Annotated in this window: 20 protein-coding genes and 1 tRNA gene; 8 read left to right on the forward strand and 13 right to left on the reverse strand. The window is 68.4% G+C overall.

Annotated features, from left to right (window positions below; translation table 11 throughout):
- Positions 1-73: 73 nt before the first annotated feature.
- From ATC03_RS12280 to ATC03_RS12305, 6 genes are all read left to right on the forward strand, one after another.
- Entirely contained in the window at positions 74-514 is a 441-nt protein-coding gene (locus tag ATC03_RS12280; protein ID WP_067877450.1) for a hypothetical protein, read from the forward strand.
- Positions 511-1,998: a TraC family protein gene (locus ATC03_RS12285; RefSeq protein WP_067877453.1), complete on the forward strand. Its 1,488-nt coding sequence runs from the start codon at positions 511-513 to the stop codon at positions 1,996-1,998. Before ATC03_RS12280 ends, ATC03_RS12285 begins: the two co-directional genes overlap by 4 nt.
- A gap of 67 nt (positions 1,999-2,065) precedes the next feature.
- Entirely contained in the window at positions 2,066-3,052 is a 987-nt protein-coding gene (locus ATC03_RS12290; RefSeq protein WP_152030948.1) for a DNA-processing protein DprA, read from the forward strand.
- A 2-nt stretch (positions 3,053-3,054) separates the two neighbouring features.
- The gene (locus ATC03_RS12295) at positions 3,055-4,887 is read left to right on the forward strand and encodes a type IV secretory system conjugative DNA transfer family protein (protein WP_067877459.1); all 1,833 of its coding nucleotides are present in this window, start codon (positions 3,055-3,057) and stop codon (positions 4,885-4,887) included.
- A 111-nt stretch (positions 4,888-4,998) separates the two neighbouring features.
- Positions 4,999-5,481 carry a single-stranded DNA-binding protein gene (locus ATC03_RS12300; RefSeq protein ID WP_067877462.1) on the forward strand — a complete coding sequence of 161 codons (483 nt, stop codon included), beginning with the start codon at positions 4,999-5,001 and terminating at the stop codon, positions 5,479-5,481.
- Positions 5,438-6,076, forward strand: coding sequence for a DUF4913 domain-containing protein (locus ATC03_RS12305; RefSeq protein WP_227820086.1), 639 nt, complete (start codon positions 5,438-5,440; stop codon positions 6,074-6,076). The genes ATC03_RS12300 and ATC03_RS12305 overlap by 44 nt, the downstream gene beginning before the upstream one ends.
- Positions 6,077-6,095: 19 nt before the next feature.
- Here the strand turns inward: ATC03_RS12305 and ATC03_RS19805 are convergent, their stop codons facing one another.
- From ATC03_RS19805 to ATC03_RS12320, 4 genes are all read right to left on the reverse strand, one after another.
- Positions 6,096-6,755: a nuclease-related domain-containing protein gene (locus ATC03_RS19805; RefSeq protein WP_084003463.1), complete on the reverse strand. Its 660-nt coding sequence runs from the start codon at positions 6,753-6,755 to the stop codon at positions 6,096-6,098.
- Between the two features lie 79 nt (positions 6,756-6,834).
- Positions 6,835-8,034 (reverse strand): tyrosine-type recombinase/integrase, encoded by a 1,200-nt coding sequence (locus tag ATC03_RS12310; RefSeq protein ID WP_067877465.1) that lies wholly within the window; start codon positions 8,032-8,034, stop codon positions 6,835-6,837.
- Between the two features lie 32 nt (positions 8,035-8,066).
- Complete coding sequence (locus ATC03_RS12315; protein ID WP_227820087.1) at positions 8,067-8,288, reverse strand: helix-turn-helix transcriptional regulator; 222 nt, start codon at positions 8,286-8,288, stop codon at positions 8,067-8,069.
- A gap of 196 nt (positions 8,289-8,484) precedes the next feature.
- Positions 8,485-8,561, reverse strand: a tRNA-Pro gene (locus tag ATC03_RS12320).
- Between the two features lie 226 nt (positions 8,562-8,787).
- On the opposite strand from ATC03_RS12320, the gene ATC03_RS20695 reads away from it, so the two are divergent.
- Positions 8,788-9,288, forward strand: coding sequence for a hypothetical protein (locus ATC03_RS20695; RefSeq protein WP_067877468.1), 501 nt, complete (start codon positions 8,788-8,790; stop codon positions 9,286-9,288).
- A gap of 32 nt (positions 9,289-9,320) precedes the next feature.
- Here ATC03_RS20695 and ATC03_RS12330 read toward each other — a convergent pair whose 3' ends face one another.
- Entirely contained in the window at positions 9,321-9,977 is a 657-nt protein-coding gene (locus tag ATC03_RS12330; protein WP_067877471.1) for a hypothetical protein, read from the reverse strand.
- Positions 9,974-10,447 carry a MarR family winged helix-turn-helix transcriptional regulator gene (locus ATC03_RS12335; RefSeq protein WP_084003465.1) on the reverse strand — a complete coding sequence of 158 codons (474 nt, stop codon included), beginning with the start codon at positions 10,445-10,447 and terminating at the stop codon, positions 9,974-9,976. The genes ATC03_RS12330 and ATC03_RS12335 overlap by 4 nt, the downstream gene beginning before the upstream one ends.
- A gap of 74 nt (positions 10,448-10,521) precedes the next feature.
- Here ATC03_RS12335 and ATC03_RS12340 point away from each other — a divergent pair, with 74 nt between their 5' ends.
- On the forward strand, positions 10,522-11,160 hold the full coding sequence (locus ATC03_RS12340; RefSeq protein WP_067882083.1) for a GNAT family N-acetyltransferase: 639 nt from the start codon (positions 10,522-10,524) through the stop codon (positions 11,158-11,160).
- A 105-nt stretch (positions 11,161-11,265) separates the two neighbouring features.
- On the opposite strand, the gene der is transcribed toward ATC03_RS12340, so the two are convergent.
- The 7 genes from der to ATC03_RS12375 are packed head-to-tail and all read right to left on the reverse strand — an operon-like array spanning position 11,266 to position 18,045.
- Positions 11,266-12,783: a ribosome biogenesis GTPase Der gene (gene der / locus ATC03_RS12345; protein ID WP_067877474.1), complete on the reverse strand. Its 1,518-nt coding sequence runs from the start codon at positions 12,781-12,783 to the stop codon at positions 11,266-11,268.
- A 53-nt stretch (positions 12,784-12,836) separates the two neighbouring features.
- Positions 12,837-13,523, reverse strand: a complete 687-nt coding sequence (cmk, locus tag ATC03_RS12350; RefSeq protein WP_227820088.1) for a (d)CMP kinase — start codon at positions 13,521-13,523, stop codon at positions 12,837-12,839.
- Between the two features lie 2 nt (positions 13,524-13,525).
- Positions 13,526-14,608 (reverse strand): prephenate dehydrogenase, encoded by a 1,083-nt coding sequence (locus ATC03_RS12355; RefSeq protein WP_067877477.1) that lies wholly within the window; start codon positions 14,606-14,608, stop codon positions 13,526-13,528.
- A complete protein-coding gene (locus ATC03_RS12360; protein WP_067877480.1) occupies positions 14,605-15,504 on the reverse strand; it encodes a pseudouridine synthase in 900 nt (299 codons plus the stop codon). The genes ATC03_RS12355 and ATC03_RS12360 overlap by 4 nt, the downstream gene beginning before the upstream one ends.
- Positions 15,497-16,309: an SMC-Scp complex subunit ScpB gene (scpB, locus tag ATC03_RS12365; RefSeq protein WP_227820089.1), complete on the reverse strand. Its 813-nt coding sequence runs from the start codon at positions 16,307-16,309 to the stop codon at positions 15,497-15,499. The genes ATC03_RS12360 and scpB overlap by 8 nt, the downstream gene beginning before the upstream one ends.
- Complete coding sequence (locus tag ATC03_RS12370; RefSeq protein ID WP_067877485.1) at positions 16,299-17,174, reverse strand: segregation and condensation protein A; 876 nt, start codon at positions 17,172-17,174, stop codon at positions 16,299-16,301. The genes scpB and ATC03_RS12370 overlap by 11 nt, the downstream gene beginning before the upstream one ends.
- A complete protein-coding gene (locus ATC03_RS12375; protein ID WP_067877488.1) occupies positions 17,158-18,045 on the reverse strand; it encodes a ParA family protein in 888 nt (295 codons plus the stop codon). Before ATC03_RS12375 ends, ATC03_RS12370 begins: the two co-directional genes overlap by 17 nt.
- Between the last annotated feature and the right edge of the window lie 55 nt (positions 18,046-18,100).

The raw sequence follows: 18,100 nt of genomic DNA on the forward strand, positions 1-18,100 counted from the left end.
CCAACGCAGGCCATCCGAGAAGACGAGAGTCCTGCACACCTTCCTTGTGAAGCATCCCTGATTGGAGCCGAGCATGTACACCTTCGAACGTGATGAGCCGTCGACGCGGTGGATCAGCGTCGTCTTCCTGCAGGGTGAGGAGGCAGAGGACCTGCTTTCGGTAATCGATCGGGAGGGTCCGATCTCCGCGATCTACCGGCTCAAGCATTTTGATCACGGCGACGAAACGATCGAAGCCGCGCTCGTCAACGGCTACGTCTACGACGCAGTGCCGGCTGGGAGCACTGATCACACGATCGAGCCGTTCGGTTCGCCATACGCGCTCACCTACAGCGACACCTTCGGGTACGTGTCGCTCTTGCGCCGTTACGAGCCCGAGGCGAAACCCACCTTCGCACCATCGGGCGTGCTCGCCCCCTTCGAGCGAACGCCCCAGTCGATCGCCGACGCCTGGATGGCGAACCCGACAGCGCCGGTCGTGGCGACGTCGCGCCAGCGCGCGGTGTCGTTGTGAGCCTCGAGGAACGCCTCCATGCCGCACCGCTGGTCAGTTCTCGCGACCAGCCTCGTCGAGAGCGGCGAGGTCGAAAGCGCCTCGCATCGAAGATCGAACGCGAGGCTCAGCATGCGGTCGCCAGCGAACGGCGCGCCCACGCAGACGCCGAACGTGCAGAAGCTCGCGCAGCCGCTTACCTGCCTGCGGCGGGCGAACCTGGACCGGCGGCGCTCCGCACGCCCGGTCGACTCAAGCTGCCCAAGCACCAGGACACATCGGCCACGCTCGCGGGGCACTATCCGTTTCTCGCAGAGGCAGGCCTCGGATCCGCAGGGGTGTTCGTTGGTCAGGACCTCTACTCTGGTGGTTCGTTCGTTTACGACCCGTGGGTGCTGTACCAGCGGGGCATGATCACGGCGCCGAACGTGGTGCTGGCCGGCATCGTCGGCTCCGGCAAGTCCTCGCTGGCGAAATCGCTCTACACCCGGTCGCTGCCGTTCGGTCGGCGCGTCTACGTCCCCGGTGATCCGAAGGGCGAGCACACCGCCGTTGCCGAAGCAGTCGGCGGGCGCGCGATCATCCTGGGCCACGGACTCCGCAACCGTCTCAACCCTCTCGACGAAGGGCACAGGCCCGCCGCGGCATCCGATGCGGAATGGGCGGCGCAGCTCGCCGCGCGACGGCGCGATCTCATCGGTGCGCTTGCCGAGACCGTGCTCGACCGCCCGCTGACGCCCCTCGAGCACACAGCGATCGATCTCGCTCTCAGCGATGCGGTGCGCAGCGCCGAGGTGCCGATCCTGCCGATGGTCGTCGACCGCGTGCTCCAGCCGAGCACCGTGGATGACCCGGATGGCCGACTCACCGAAGACGGCCGCCTAGTCGGTCACGCTCTTCGGCGCCTTGTGGCAGGCGACCTTGCCGGATTGTTCGACGGCCCCTCAACGGTGCGGTTCGATCCGAGCCTGCCGATGGTCTCGCTCGACCTGTCACGCGTTGCCGAGAACTCGACGCTGATCTCGGTGCTCATGACGTGCTCATCGGCGTGGATGGAATCCGCGCTCGCCGATCCCGACGGCGGACAGCGGTGGGTCATCTACGACGAGGCGTGGCGGCTGATGGCGTACCCCGCACTACTGCGGCGCATGGACGCTCAGTGGCGACTCGCTCGCCACTACGGCATCGCGAACATGTTGATCTTCCACAAGCTCTCAGACCTCGACAACGTCGGCGACTCCGGCTCCGCCATGCGCGCCCTCGCCTCCTCCTTGCTTGCGAACGCAGAGACCCGCATCGTCTACCGGCAAGAACCGGATCAGCTCGGGTCCACCGCCGCAGCCCTCGGGCTGTCGGGCACCGAGCAGAAGCTGCTGCCGACGCTCGGCCTCGGGCAGGGCCTCTGGCGAGTCAAGGATCGCAGCTTCGTCGTGCAGCACCAACTGCACCCCGACGAGCTCGCCGCTTTCGACACCACCGCACGCATGATGGCTGGCGCCGGCTGATGACGTTCAGCATGCCGCGCCGCGACGACAGCGCAGGCACACCTTCCGGACACACCGAGGAGGGGCCGTGACTGCACTCGACGAACGAACGGCACGGATGACGCTGGCCGCCGTTGCCGAACCCGCAGACATCATCACCGGCATACTCGTCGCCCGTTTGGGCGCAGTCGAGACGCTCACGCTGCTGGAATCACGCGGCACACTCCCTTCCGAAATCGACTCCGCCGAAGGCGAACTCTGGCGGCGGCGGCTCGCTGCCCGCCTGAGCCCAGGCGAAACAGAGCGCATCAACGCTCGTATGGTGCAGAGAGATCTGAGGATGATCACTCCGGCCGATGAAGCTTGGCCTGCCGAGCTCAATCATCTGGGGACGAGTGCGCCGTTGGCGCTCTGGCTGAAGGGTGACGTCTTCCCGTTGACCGTCCCAATCGCCGAGCGAGTCACGATCGCCGGCGCGCGGGCAGCGACGACGTACGGCGATCACATCGCGGGCGATCTCGCGACCGACCTCGCCAGCCGCGGAAAGGTGATCGTCACGGGCGGCGCGTACGGCATTGACGCCGCCGCAATCCGCGCCACAACGGCCAGGTTCCACGGACGATCGATCGTGGTCCTCGCCGGCGGGCTCGACCGACCCAACCCGACCGGGCATGATGACCTCTTCACAGACGTCACCGCGGCTGGCGGCCTACTCGTCGGCGAGCTCCCCCCAGGCGCAGCACCCACCAAATGGCGCTTCCTGCAACGCGGCCGTCTCCTGGCCGCGCTGAGCAGCGCGACCATCATCGTCGAGGCCGGCCCTCGCTCTGCATCCCTCAATGTCGCCACCATCGCCCACGCGCTCGGCCGCCCTGTCGCCGCGATCCCGGGTCCTCTGACGTCGCCCGCAAGTGCGGGCACGCACCGTCTGATTCAAGATGGAATCGCCACCCTCGTCATGGATGCCGACGACGTCACCGCCCTCACCGACCCCGCCGTCCGCTACGCCGCCGAGCGCACATTCGCTGCCGCGCCGCGACGCACACAACGGCGCGCAGCCGGCGTCGCACGCTGATCATGACGAGCGACCGCACTGCGAGTGGGCTCGGCGATGAGCTCACCAACCTCGGCATGGCCGCCCTGATCGGTACGGCTGGGCTCGCCCTGGTTCTTCGCGCGGCCGGCAGCGCAGCGGCATGGGCCACCGGCATCTCGCAACCGACCAGCGGCCCATCGAGTGGCATTGCCGTTCTCCTCGACCCGAGCGAGCCCGGCACTGCGCTGGGCGCTCCAGACCTGCATCCGGTCGCGTACTGGACGACTGCCATCGTCATGCTCACCGTTGTAGGCACTTCCAGCATCGTCATCTGGCGGTTATTGCGAGCCTCGAACCGGGATCGCCCCCTCGACCCCTACCGTCTGCCCGGCGTTGCTTCGAAAGCCGACGTCTCGCGCAGCGCGTCTCGCCGCGGACTCCTCCGGCGAGCCCGTCATCTTCGCCCGTCACTCAACGCCGCGAAGCCGGCGGATGTCGGCTACCGGCTCGGTACTTCGCGAGGGATCGACGTGTGGGCATCCATTGAGGACTCGATCCTGGTCATCGGCCCGCCCAGGTCGGGCAAAGGCGCACACATCGTGATCAACGCGATCCTCGATTCCCCCGGCCCCGTCGTCACGACCTCAACCCGTCCCGACAACCTCACCGCCACCTTGCGCGCGAGACAGCAATGCGGACCGGTAGCCGTCTTCGATCCCCAACAGCTCGCGCCCTGCATCCCGTCGGGTCTGCGATGGTCACCGATTCGCGGCTGCGAAGATCCACTGGTCGCGATGATCCGAGCGGCCGGCCTCGCCGCCGGAACCGGACTCTCCGCTGGGGGCGTCGAGGGCGGTGGCTTCTGGGAGGCGAAGACTCGTGTCGCCCTGCAAGCACTCCTGCACGCCGCAGCCCTCGACCGTCGCTCCCCCGCCGAGCTGTTCCGCTGGACTCTCGACCCCGCATCAGCCGCCGACGCGGCCGCAATCCTCACCTCCAACCCGGATGCCGCTACGGGGTGGGGTGACGCACTTCAAGCCATGCTCGAGGCAGACCCACGCACCCGAGACTCCATCTGGCAGGGCGTCTCGCTCTCTCTGGGCGCCCTGGCTGACCCGCGCGTGCTCGACGCGGTCTCGCCCGGGCCAGACGAACAGTTCCACCCGGAAGTCTTCCTCCAGTGCAACGGCACCCTGTACCTGCTCGCGACCGGCGCCGGAGCGAACAACTCGGCATCGCTCGTGGCTGCGTTCCTCGAAGACCTCATCGAGACCGCCCGGCGCCTCGCCGCCCGCAATGCCGGCGCCAGACTCGACCCCCCGTTGCTCCTCGCCCTCGACGAGATCGGCAACCTCGCACCGCTTCCCTCATTGCCGAACCTCATGGCCGAGGGCGGCGGCACCGGCATCACCACCATGCCTGTGCTCCAGTCGCTCGCGCAGGCGCGCACCAAGTGGTCCGATAGCGCCGCCAGCACGATCTGGGATGCCTCGATTGTGAAGATCGTCCTGGGCGGCGCCTCGAATTCAAAGGACCTCCACGACCTCTCCACGCTGATCGGCGACCGCGACGATACGACAGACTCGACCACGATCGGCGACCGCGGGTCCCGGTCCGCGCAACGTTCCGTTCGCCGCATCGCGACCATGCCGCCCGACGCGATCCGCACGATCCCGTTCGGAACTGGCCTGATCCTGCTTCGCTCGGCGCCGCCGATCATCGCCCGCCTCCGTACTTGGACCAGCCGGCGCGACGCCAAGCAGCTCCGCGCCGGGCGCGAAGAGGTCGAATCGCTGCTGCGCGTTCCTTTGCCGCCGTCCAGCACCACCCTCGAGCCTGCCGAAGAGGAGACCACGCAGCCCACCGAGGAGTAATAGACCACGCAGCCCACCGAGGAGTAATAAGGCGAACCGCGTTGGCGCGCGAAGCGCACCTCATGGTGAGCGCGGACCGTCGATCCGCCCATCACAGGAAGGCACAGTCCCATGGCTCTGCACACCCAGCAATCGATCTCCGGGTTCATCGCAACCGAACCCCAGCAGACCGTCACCGAACGCGGCGAGACCCGCTTCTACGCCCGCATCGGACAGCCCCGGTTTCGTCGCGAAGACGACGGAAGCTTCACCGAACTCGCCCCAACGTTCCACGACCTCGTCGCCTACCGCGCCACCGCCGACCGAGCGTTAACGCGGTTCGCCAAAGGCGACAGCTTCGTCGCCGAGGGCTACGTCCGGACCTTCCAAGTCGAACGCGATGGCGAGATCGTTGACGGCGAAGAGTTCGTCGCCAAGAAGCTCGGCCACGACCTCGCCCGCACCGAGTACGAAGTCGACCGTACCCGTCGACAGGCAACGATCCAGACGGATGCCATTGCCGTCGCCCACGAGGCACCTGCCACCGGCCGTGAAGCTGCGGCCCCACGCGATGCGGTTCCGTCGCCATTCGGGAACGCCGTGCTCGGGCTGTGAGCGCTCGACGATGAAAGTGCCACGCACCGAATCCGCTGACGCCGAGCAGGACTCCTGGCTCGGCGCCAGCGGGTTCACCGCATCATTCGACGACGACGCGTTCGACGACCTTGGCGAGCAACTGCTCGCCGAGCCGCCACACCCGGTCAACTGGAACCTGCTCACCGCCGAGGAAGCCGAGACCGCGTGGATTGAGCTCAACCGCTGGGTCAACTGGCTCCGCCGAACCTACGGACTTCCGGCCTCGATCGTCCCGCCGCTCTGGCACCGCCACCCAGAACTCGTCTGGGAGCTCTCAGCTCTCCACCTGCACTGGCTCAGCGCCTATGACCCCGACCAGCACGGCTCCGCGCCCTTCGGCTGGCACCGCGACTTCGCAGATGCCCGCAACCGCCTCCACGACTGGGTCGCCAGCTCAGGGACCCGCCTCGACCGAGACCGCCCCACCCGTCAGACCGCGTGGCCCGGCGAGCCGACCGCCGATGCCGTCGAAGAGACGCCCACCACTGATCGTGACACCGATTTCGTGGAGTTCGTCACGATCGATATTGAGCGCCGCCGAGAGGTCGAGCCATCTATCAATGAGCAAGCGTGAGCTGTTGGGACTCACGGGCTCATTGCGCTCGCGTCGCACTCGGAAAGTGTGCCGTCAATGCGTTCGTCACCGCCGCGACGTCGACATCGCCCATGGTACTGCTGAGCCGCTCCGCAGGCTTCCGTGGCCAAAGCACGTGTATCCCTTGAACGACGAACGATCCGCCGATCAGCGGCCAGTCAGCTTCGACGAAGCACAGCACACCGGTCACCGGAACGTCCGCAACGACTGCTCGTACGTGCTCGACCTGGCGCTGCACACCGGTGACGAGTTTGGTCTGGTCCCGGCCACCGACCCGCAATGATTCGACGCGGGCGCGGAGGATCCCGCCTTCCGCTTTCAGTTCAGGGCGGCCTCGGTACCGTTTTGCGTCCACGACCCACACGCCGCTGGGCGTCACGACGACGTGGTCGATGTTGGCCCTCGAGCCCGGAATGCGTCGATCATGCAGCACCCTGAGCTGGTCGGAGGGGATGCCGTCGAGCCTCGCCCCAACGATCGCCTCGCCGGCAGCGCCAACGCTCCATGCGCGAGTGCTCTGGCGCTCGTCCGAGAGCGCGACGGCGACTCCACCGAATCGACCCCAACGCTGACGAATCCGTTCCTCATCATTCGCACGACGTCGCTCGTATTCCTGTCGCGCCGACCGACCAGCTTCGCCCTGCGAATCATCCGCCAGACGTGCTCCTCATGCCGCTTCGGAGCCACTCTCGCAGAAGGACGAGACGTGGGCATCGCCCACATCGGGGGCCTTCGCATCACGACGACTCCGACTCGTCTCGACCGAACGCTCGCTGTAGCAGCTCTGCCGTCGTCGGGTTCACCATCTCCCGTCGGCGGATGTAGTGCTGCACTGTGATCTTCGTATCGGTATGCCCGAGGAGCTCTGCGGCCAGTTCGATGCTCGCGTTGTCGTTGACCGCGGTCGCGACGGTGCGACGGAACATGTGCGGAGTGATGCCCCCAATACCGCCGCGCTCCAGGACCTGACGGAGCTGGCGGCGCACGTTGGCCGTGGTGAGCGGGGTGTCCTCGCGCGAGCGGAAGATCAGTGAGTCCGGATCGAGGTCTCCGGCGACGGCGAGTCGGCGACGCACCGCTTCGGCCGCGAACGACGGCAGGGCGACGATGCGGCGCGACTTCGCCGTCTTCGGGTGATCCTGCCTAAAGGTCGGTTCGCCGTTTCGGCTGACGATTGTGCCAGCGAGGCGGATCGTCGGAGGCATGCCAGTGGGGTCGACATCGCGTCGCCTGATCGCGAGCACTTCGCCGATGCGCGCTGATGTGCCAAGCATGACCTCGACGATCGTTCCGAGCTGCCCGTCCGGCTTGGGTCCCGAGACATGGTCGATGCCCGACTCCCAGCGTCCAATGACCGCGCGAATTGCATTCACCTCGCGACTCGTGAGAGCGTCCGGCAGACGGGCTTCTCGGTGGACGCGAGCGACATGATCCATCGGATTCGCGGCCAGCACTTCGTGCCGCACCGCGAGCTCGAGGGCAAGCCTCAGCACAACGCGCGACTGCTTCGCCCGGTTATAGGAAATCCGGGCCTGTTGCTTGATGAAGCGGTCGCAACGAGCGACACCGATCTCACGGAGCGTGAAGTGTTCGAAGGCCGGCATCACGAGGGTGCGCATATTGCGCTCGTAGAGCATGCGGGTCGTCTTGGAGATGCGCTCCTCAAGATCGATGTCCTCGAGCCAGTATTCGACCAGATCTCCGAACGCGCTGTCTGGTGTGAGGTGGCAGATGTCGCCCGTCTGGAAGGCGGTGCGTTCGGCGATCTTCGCCTTCAGCTCATGCTCTGCAGCGCGGGCCGTGCCCGCAGTCGCCGCTATTCGACGAACCTGACCGTCCCAGTCGCGATAGCGCGTGCGCGCCTCGTATCGTCCAGACGCGACCAGTCGCGTCGAGATTTCGCCGAATGTACCGATCGTGAGCCTGGGCCGCGGCATTCAGATCACCGCCTTGCGCGCGAGTTGAGTCGCTACGCCTGCTCGCGCTGCTCGGCGACCCAGGCCCGGACGTCCGAGATCGCGAACTTCAGGTGTTTGCCGAACCGATAGGCGGCGGGCCCTTTCCCTCGGGTACGCCAGTCGTAGATCGTCGAGATGGGGACGCCCAGATACGAGGCGAGCTCGCCAATGTCGAGGAGCTGTTCGAGCCCCCAACCTTCGGCCGGAACGCTCGGGATGACGCTGGTCTTCAAGGGCTGGTGTGCGTTCATACCGATCAGGTGCGAACTGCGATCCTCGAGGATCGCAACCGATCGGGAACAACCCGCTCGCGCCGCAGGAGACACGGTCAACGTGGGCAGTGGAGTGCTGAAAACGGTGCGTTTTCGGTGTGTGGTTCAACTTCTTAACCTCAAAAGTCCCGGAAACCCTTGAGTTTCCGGGACTTTCTGGTCGGGCTGACAGGATTTGAACCTGCGACCCCTTGACCCCCAGTCAAGTGCGCTACCAAGCTGCGCCACAGCCCGATGCTCCGGCGAACCCGCCGAGGCAACTTGACAATCATAGCGCCATCCGAAGCGCCGTTCTGACCATCGGGGTCGTCGCCGCCCGACGGCCATCGACGATCGAGCGTCCGACCAGCACATATCCGATTCATAGACGATTCCCCTAGGCTCGACGAGTCGCAGTCTTCGACGGCGACGTGCCCCGCATCGCGGGATCCATCCCAGCCCGTCCCTCCGAAGGAATCTCGTGTCGAACAACGCCACTGCCCCGAAGCCGTCCACGCTCAACCTTCCGCTCATCCTGCTCTGGGCCGTCGCGGTGATCGTGGCCGCCGTCGGCGCCTACCTCCTCTTCGCCGGCAACGCCGCCCAGGTCGCGTTCTACACGGCGCAGGGTTCCGAGTACGCCCTGTACCTCGCGAACATCTCCCAGTCCACCATCGGCGGACTGCTGCTCGCGGCCGGCGTCGTCGGCATCCTGCTCGCGCTCGCGACCCAGGCGCGCAACCGTGCCGCCGCCATCCAGGCTCAGGCCGCCGCGGCCGAGTTCGACGCCGTGTTCGGCGACATCGACGACGAGGACTTCGACGAGATCGACGAGATCGAGATCCTCGAGGCGGATGCCGCGGCCACCCCCGTGACCGCAGATGCGCCCGCCGTGGCCGACGCCCCGGCCCCCGCCGCTCCGGCAGCCCCCGCGGCCCCGGCAGCGCCCGAGGCGCCGGAGGCCCCGAAGGCCGCCAACTAGGCAGCTCGCGCGACTCGCGACACCCGAAGCACTCAGAGGTGCCGACGCACCTCGTCGAGGAACGCCTTCGGGTCGTCGACCCACAGCCGAAGGGCGGTGATCTCCTGATCGCCGCCCTTCGGCGTGAGCCCGGGCAGCCGCACGACGGTGGGCCGTTCGAGCTCGATGACGAGGTTCGTCTCGTCGTGCATGCGCAGCACGAGGGTGCGCGCGGCATCCGTCTCGACGATGCGAGGCGACTTCGGCTCGTCGACCTGCTTCACGCGCGTCACCGAGGCGATGTCGTCCCACGCGATCGGGATGTCGAGCTCGAGCCCCTGTCGCACGCGGATGCCGTTCGGACCGACCGTCATCGGCCGCATGAGGTACGCGCAGAGCAGGCCGAACATCCAGGTGACGCCCCAGATGCCGAGCACGAGCATCGCGATGCGCAGCGCGGGCCAGCGGTGCACGATGAGGTCGATGATCGGGATCTCGACGGCCGACAGCACGATGAAGACCATGAGCACCGTGAACACGGGCTTGTGGTAGCCGAAGCCCACGTCGCCTCGTGCGATCGCCGGTCGGCGCACGATGAAGCGCCCGATGTTCTCGTAGATGCGCAGTTCGACGACGAGGGCGCGCCAGGCGAGGTTCAGGGCACGTCGCCAGGCGGATGCCGCGGCACGCCGATCGCCGGTGACGGTCACGATGTCCGCTCCCCCGCCCGACGCGCCCGGTCGGCCTCGATGAGTTCGCGCAAGCGGGTCGCGATCGCGTCGACGCCGCGTTCGAGCGCCTCGCGATCGGTCTGCGCGACGGCACCGAGCAGTTCGGCCGCCAGTTCGGCGTGTTCGGCCTGCATCGTGCGCATGCGGGCGACCGCGTCGTCGGTGAGGGTGACGAGCGTCGCCCGTCGGTCGGTCGGGTGCGGCGAACGCGTCACGTGACCGCCCTCCTCGAGCGCGTCGACGAGCGCCGTGACATTGCGCGGACTGACCTCGAGCGCGCTCGCGAGGGCCTGCTGCGTCATCGGCCCGCTGTGCTGGAGCACCCAGAGCACGCGCACGCGAGCCGGCGTGAGGGTGGTGCCCTCGAAGGCGGTGGCCATGTCGTGCTGGAACAGCTCGCCGATCTCGAGCAGGCGGTCGAGCACGGTCGGGGTCGGCATCAGGGTCATATCCTGATGATACTACATCGTGAATGGAGTTCACGATATTCCGGATGTCGCACCCGCCCGCTATCGTGGCCCGCATGCAGTCCCAGGTCGGCACCGATGCCCATCCGTCCGAACTCCGCTTCGTTCCCGCACGTGAAGCGCCGTTCGCCGATATCGAGGCGGTGTTCGGCACTCGAGGAGATCCGTCCACCTGCTGGTGCCAGTGGTACAAGATCCCGGGTAGCGACTGGCGAGAGGACCCCGTCGAGCTCGCGGCGAAGCTCGAACACCAGATCGCCACGGCCGAACACGGCGGCCCAGGGCTCGTCGCCTACGACGGCGAGACGCCCGTGGGCTGGTGCGCGGTCGAACCACGACCCGCACTCCCCCGCCTGCAAGCCAAGCGCATCGTGAGCAAGGGCAGCTCCGAGCCGGAGTTCGACGACGAGTCCGTCTGGGCGGTCACGTGCTTCGTCGTGCCCAGAGCGCATCGCAAGCGCGGCGTCGGCGGAGCCTTGGCCGAGGCGGCGGTCGCGTACGCACGAGAGCAGGGTGCCCGGGTGCTCGAGGCGTACGGCGTCGACCCCACGGCGCGAGCGAAGGTTCCGGCCGCCGATCTCTTCCCCGGCACCGTCTCGATGTTCGAGCGCGCCGGGTTCACCGAGGTGGCGCGTCCGACCCCGAGCCGCGCGGTCATGCAGGTGCGCTTCGACCGACCCGGCGATGCCGACTGACCCGGCGAACCGGTCTGACCGGCCGTACGCGCCGCAGACGACGACGGCCGCGCACCGGCATCCGAAGATCCCGATGACGCGGCCGACGCGACGAATGCGAACCGACTAGCGCTGGCGCTTCTCGCGCACGCGCATGTTGACGACGATCGGCGAACCCTCGAAGCCGTAGATCTCACGCAGGCGCCGCTGGATGAACCGGCGGTAACCCGGGTCGAGGAACCCGGTCGTGAAGAGCACGAAGGTCGGCGGGCGGCTCGCGGCCTGCGTGCCGAACAGGATGCGCGGCTGCTTGCCACCGCGAAGCGGGTGCGGCGTCTGCTGGGTGAGTTCGGTGAGGAACGCGTTGAACTTGCCCGTCGCGATGCGGGTGTCCCACGACTCGAGTGCGGTCTCGAGGGCGGGCACGAGCTTCTCGAGGTGGCGTCCGGTGCGCGCCGAGATGTTCACGCGAGGGGCCCAGGCCACGTGGTGCAGGTCCTTCTCGATCTCGCGCTCGAGGTAGCGGCGACGGTCGTCGTCGAGCAGGTCCCACTTGTTGTAGGCGAGCACGAGCGCGCGTCCCGATTCGAGCACGAGGTCGATGATGCGCACGTCCTGCTCGGAGATCGGCTGCGAGACGTCGAGGAGCACGACGGCGACCTCGGCCTTCTCGAGCGCGGCCTGGGTGCGCAGCGACGCGTAGAAGTCGGCGCCCTGCTGCATGTGCACGCGACGACGGATGCCGGCGGTGTCGACGAAGCGCCAGATCTTGCCGCCGAGCTCGATCTGCTCGTCGACGGGATCGCGGGTCGTGCCCGCGAGTTCGTTGACGACGACGCGCTCTTCACCGGCGGCCTTGTTCAGCAACGAGCTCTTGCCGACGTTCGGGCGACCGAGGATCGCGACGCGACGGGGCCCGCCGAACTCGTCCTTCGCGACGGCCGACACCTGCGGCAGCACCTTGAAGACGGCTTCGAGCATGTCGGCGACGCCACGGCCGTGCAGCGCCGAGACGGGGTGCGGCTCGCCGAGGCCGAGGTTCCAGAGTGCAGCGGCCTCGGACTCCTGGCGGGCGTCATCGACCTTGTTCGCCACGAGGAAGACGGGCTTCTTGGTCTTGCGCAGCAGTCGCACGACGTGCTCGTCGGTCGCGGTCGCGCCGACGGTCGCGTCGACGACGAAGAGCACGACGTCGCAGAGGTCGATCGCGACCTCGGCCTGCAGGGCGACGGAGGCGTCGATGCCCTTGGCATCGGGCTCCCAGCCACCGGTGTCGACGAGGGTGAAGCGGCGGTCGAGCCATTCGCCCTTGTACGCCACTCGGTCGCGCGTGACGCCGGGGGTGTCTTCGACGACGGCCTCGCGACGGCCGAGGATGCGGTTGACGAGCGCCGACTTGCCGACGTTCGGGCGGCCGACGATGGCGATCACCGGCAGGGCCGGCAGGTAGCGGATGCCGTCTTCGCCCTCTTCGGAGTGCTCGAGCACCTCGAGGTCGTCGTCGTCGAGGTTGTAGTCGGACAGCCCCGAGCGCAGCGCCGCGGCGCGCTGCTCGGCGAGCTCGTCGTCGACGTCGGCGAGGCGGTCGGCGAGGCGGTCGTCGACGACGGACGCGTCGTCGTACTCGTCGCGCTGGTCGGTCATGGGTGTCTCCTCAAGTCTTCGGGCGCGTCTGGTCGAGATGCGCCCCGCTCTATTCAATCAGTGACTGGCTGTGTGAACCTGATGACCTCGATCACGGCCTCGACGGTCTGCTCGAAATCGAGCTCCGTCGAGTCGACCGTGGTGACGCCGTCGGCCGCCGTCATGAAGTCGACGACCTTCGAGTCGGCCTCGTCTCGCCTGCGCAGCTCGTCGCCGACGGCGGCGGTCGCCGAGCCGACGAGTTCGGCCGAACGCCGCGCGGCGCGCACCTCGGGCGAGGCGGTCAGCAGGATGCGCACTGGGGCGTCGGGGGCGACGACGGTCGTGATGTCACGGCCCTCGACGACGACCCCGGGGCGCGGCTCTGCGGCCATGAGGCCGCGGAACAGCTCGATGAGGTGGGTGCGCACCTCGGGCACGCGGGCGACGCGGCTGACGACGGCCGAGATCGCGGGGTCGCGGATCGCCGCGGTCACGTCGACGTCGCCGACGTGCACTGAGTATCCGGTCGGGTCGGTGCCGATGCGGTAGTCGAAGCTCGCGAGCGATGAGACGACGGATGCCGCGTCATCCGTCTCGATGCCCGATGCCTGCACATGCCAGGCGAGCGCCCGATACGCGGCGCCCGTGTCGAGGAAACCGAACCCGAGTCGCTTGGCGACCTCCTTGGACACGCTCGACTTGCCGCTGCCGGCGGGGCCGTCGATCGCGACGACGACGGGAATGACCGGGGACGACACGTTCAGCCTGCAATCCGCCAGCCGCGGGCGGCCAGCTCATCGGTGAGGCGCTCGAGCACCTCGGGAAGCACGGAGATCTCGGCGAGGCCCACCTGGGCGCCCGGCGAGTGCTCGAGGCGGAGGTCCTCGAGGTTGACGCCGGCGTCGCCGACGTCGTTGAAGAGCTTGGCGAGCTGCCCGGGTCGGTCGTCGACCATGACGATGAGGCTCGCGTACCGGCGGTCGACGCCGTGCTTGCCCGGCAGGCGCTCGACGCCCGTGTTGCCGCCGAAGAGCTCTTCGGCGATGCGACGGCGGGCACCGGGCGCCTCGAGGTCGTCGAGCGCGTCGATGAACCGGTCGAGGTCGTCGCGGTAGCCGCGCAGGATCTCGATGACGGGGGCCGAGTTCTGCCCGAGGATCTGCACCCAGAGCTCGGGGTCGCTCGCGGCCACGCGCGTGACGTCGCGGATGCCCTGCCCGGCGAGGTTCACCGACGCGTGCGGCGCGTCGATCAGGCGGCGGGCCATGAGCGTGGAGACGACCTGCGGCACGTGCGACACGAGCGCGACGGCCCGGTCGTGCTGCTCGGGCGTGAGCTCGACGAGCGTGGCTCCGAGGTCGAGGATCAGGTCGTCGATGACCGACGCGTCGCGGTACGAGATGCGATCGTGCGCCGCGACGACCCATGGGCGCCCGACGAAGAGGTCGGCGCGGCCCGACATGGGCCCGCCGAGCTCGCGCCCCGCCATCGGGTGGGTGCCGAGGTAGCGCGACAGGTCGGCGCCGCGCGCCACGAGGTCGTCGTGGATCGCGAGCTTCACGCTCGCGACATCCGTCACGATCGCGGTCGGGTTCGCCGCCAGTTCGGATGCCACGACCGCGGCCGTGACATCGGGCGGCACGCACACGACGACGAGCTGCGGCACGTCGTCGGGCGCCGCCGGGCGACCCGCGCCGTAGTCGGCCGCGATCGCGAGATGCGTGGGCGACGCGTCGGCGAGGATCACCTCGACGCCCTTCGCCCGCAGTCCGAGCCCGATGCTCGCGCCGAGCAGGCCGACGCCGACGATCCGCACCGGGCCCGTCAGGCGCGCTTCGCTCACGACTCCCCCTCGTCGGCCGAGTCCGCGCCGGCGGAGTCCGCGGCCGCGCGGTCGTCGGCGGAGTCCCCGGACGAACCCGAGGCCGCGTCGTTGCGCCCGCGCGCGGCATCCGCTTCTCGCGAGATCGTCAGCAGCAGGCCGCGCTCGCTGTCGGTGAGCTCGCGCATCACGCCGATGCGGAGCGTGCCGAGGTGCAGCGGTCCGAAGCTGCGACGCACGAGCTCGACCACCGGGTGGCCGACCTCGGCCATCATGCGCCGCACGATGCGGTTGCGGCCCGAGTGCAGCGTCAGCTCGACGATCGAGTGCCGGTCGTCGCCCTGATGCTGGCGGATCTTCGCACGGTCGACCTTGATCGGGCCGTCCTCGAGTTCGATGCCCTGCTTGAGCTTCTGCAGCGTCTGCGGCGACACCCGGCCCTGCACCTTGGCGATGTACGTCTTCTCGACGCCGAACGAGGGGTGCGCGAGCACGTGCGCGAGGTCGCCGTCGTTCGTGAGCAGCAGGAGGCCGCTCGTGTCGCCGTCGAGGCGGCCGACGTTGTAGACGCGTTCCTCGAGCTCGTCGGTGAACTCGCGCAGGTCGGGGCGACCCTTCTCGTCGCGCATCGACGAGACCACGCCGCGCGGCTTGTTGAGCATGTAGTAGCGCTTGCCGGGGTCCAGCTGCACCGCGACGCCGTCGACGGCGACGAGGTCGTGCTCGGGGTCGATGCGTCGTCCGAGCTCGGTCACGACGATGCCGTTGACCTCGATGCGGCCCTCGACGATGTACTGCTCGACCACGCGGCGGCTCGCGACGCCCGCGGCGGCGAGCACCTTCTGCAGGCGCACGCCCTCGGGTTCGGTGAACCAGCCGTTGGCTGCCTGTTCGTCGCTGCCGTTCTTCTCAGTCACGTTCGAATCCTTCCTGACCGTCGTCGAGCAACGGGGAGATGTGGGGCAGCTCGTCGATGGAGTTGATGCCGAGGTTGGTGAGCAGCAGTTCGGTCGTGCCGTAGAGGAGGGCGCCCGTCTCGGCGTCCGTGTCGATCTCGGTGATGAGGCCGCGGCCGAGCAGCGTGCGCACGACCGAGTCGACGTTCACGGCACGGATCGACGCGATCTGCGAGCGCGAGATCGGCTGCTTGTACGCGATCACCGAGAGCGTCTCCAACGCCGCCTGCGAAAGTCTGGTCGACGTCTGCGCGATCACGAAATCCGACACGAGCGCGTCGTACTCGCTGCGCACGTAGAACCGCCACCCGCCGCCCACTTCGCGCAGTTCGAATCCGCGACGGATGCCGCGTGCCGCATCGTTCGCGTCGGCGACATCGGTGCGCGGCTCGCCCGACACGCCCGTGCCGTCGTAGTCCGCCCGCAGGCGTGCGATCGCGGCGCGCACCTCGGCGACCGGACGCTGCACGGCGGCCGCGAGGTGCACGACGCTCTGCGGTTCGTCGGCGATGAACATGATCGCCTCGAGCGCGCGATCGAGGTCGAGGTGCGGCTGTCCCGGCACGTCGAGCGGGGTGACCACCGAGAGCTCGGGTCCGTCAGGGACCGGGAGCTCGGGTCCGTCAGGTCCCGGCTCGGCCTCACCTCCGGTGGTCGAGGAGGGAGCGCCGGCGACCACATCGAGACCCCCGTCACCCTCGGACAGCTCACCCGCCGCGGCATCCGTTTCATCGATCTCGTCGATCTCGTCGATCTCATTCGTCATAGTCGGCCCCCAGGGCTTCGAGGTTTTCGTCTGACCACGTCTCGGCGGCCCAGTGCAGCGTGAGCTCGCCGAGCGGCTCGACCTGGTCGAAGCCGATCGCCGCGTGGCGATAGAGCTCGAGTACCGCGAGGAAGCGGGCCACGACGACGCCCGTCTGCGAGACGCCGGCGATCAATTGCCGGAAGCTCACGGGTTCGCCTCGGCGCAGCACCGCGACGACGTGCGCCGCCTGCTCGCGGATCGATACGAGCGGCGCGTGCAGGTGCGTGAGTCCGACCGTCGGGATCTCGCGCGGCGTCATCGCGAGGGCCGCGAGCGCTGCGAAGTCCTCGGCGTTGAGCGTCCAGCGCAGTTCGGGCGCGCGTTGACGGAACTTGTCCTCGAGTCGCACGGTTCTCGGGTGCCGCAGCCCCTCGGCGTCGAGGTTGGCCTGGAACCAGCGCGCGACCTCCTTGAAGGCCCGGTACTGCAACAGGCGGGCGAAGAGCAGGTCGCGGGCCTCGAGCAGGGCGACGTCCTCGGCATCGACGAGCTCGCCCTGCGGCAGCAGGCCGACGACCTTGAGGTCGAGCAGGGTTGCGGCGACCACGAGGAACTCCGACGCGAGGTCGAGCTCCTCGGCGGAGTCGACGCCGCGCAGGTACGAGATGAACTCGTCGGTCACCGCCGAGAGCGACACCTCGGTGATGTCCATCTCGTGCTTGGCGATGAGCGAGAGCAGCAGGTCGAACGGACCCTCGAAGTTCGTCAGCGCGACCCGGAACCCGCCGTCGCCACCCGCTCCCCCTGCCTCGTTCGACGGCTCGGCGTCGCCGACCGGCGCCTGCTCCCCCGAGACCGGAACGGCCTCAGGCGACCGCGCCACGGAAGACCAGCTCCCTCGCGAGCTGACGGTACGACTTCGATGCCTGGTGATCGGGCGCGAACTGCGTGATCGGCGTCGCGGCGACGGTCGCGTCCGGGAACTTCACGGTGCGCGTGATGACCGTCTCGAGCACGTCGTCGCCGAAGGCGTCGACGACCCGCTCGAGCACCTCGCGCGAGTGCAGCGTGCGCGAGTCGTACATGGTGGCGAGGATGCCGTCGAGCGTGATCGCCGGGTTCAGCCGGTCGCGCACCTTGTCGATGGTCTCGATGAGCAGCGCGACGCCGCGCAGCGCGAAGAACTCGCACTCGAGCGGGATGACCACACCGTGCGCGGCCGTGAGCGCGTTCACCGTGAGGAGCCCGAGCGAGGGCTGGCAGTCGATGAGGATCACGTCGTAGTCGGAGGAGACCCTGCGCAGCACGCCGGCGAGGATCTGCTCGCGCGCGACCTCGTTGACGAGGTTGATCTCGGCGGCCGAGAGATCGATGTTGCCGGGGATCACGTCGAGACCCTCGACGCTCGTGTTCTGGATCGCGTCGTTCGGATCGATCGACCGCGAGAGCAGCAGGTCGTAGATCGTCGGCACGTCGTGCGTCTGCACCCCGAGCCCCGCCGACAGCGCGCCCTGCGGGTCGAAGTCGATCGCGAGCACGCGGCGCCCGTACTCGGCCAGCGTCGCGCCGAGGTTGATCGTGGTCGTCGTCTTGCCGACGCCGCCCTTCTGGTTGCAGAGGGCGATGATGCGGGCCGGGCCGTGCGAACGCAGCGGCTTCGGCTCTGGGAACTCGCGGTGCGGGCGACCGGTGGGACCGAGATCCTGCGTCAGCGAACCGATGCCGTCCGCCGGATCGTGCGTCTGCTGGGTCACGTGTGGTCTCTCCTCCGCCTGCCTGCCCCTCGTCGCGCGAGTGGCTTGGTCGATT

This window comes from Agromyces aureus, assembly GCF_001660485.1.
Lineage (GTDB): Bacteria > Actinomycetota > Actinomycetes > Actinomycetales > Microbacteriaceae > Agromyces > Agromyces aureus.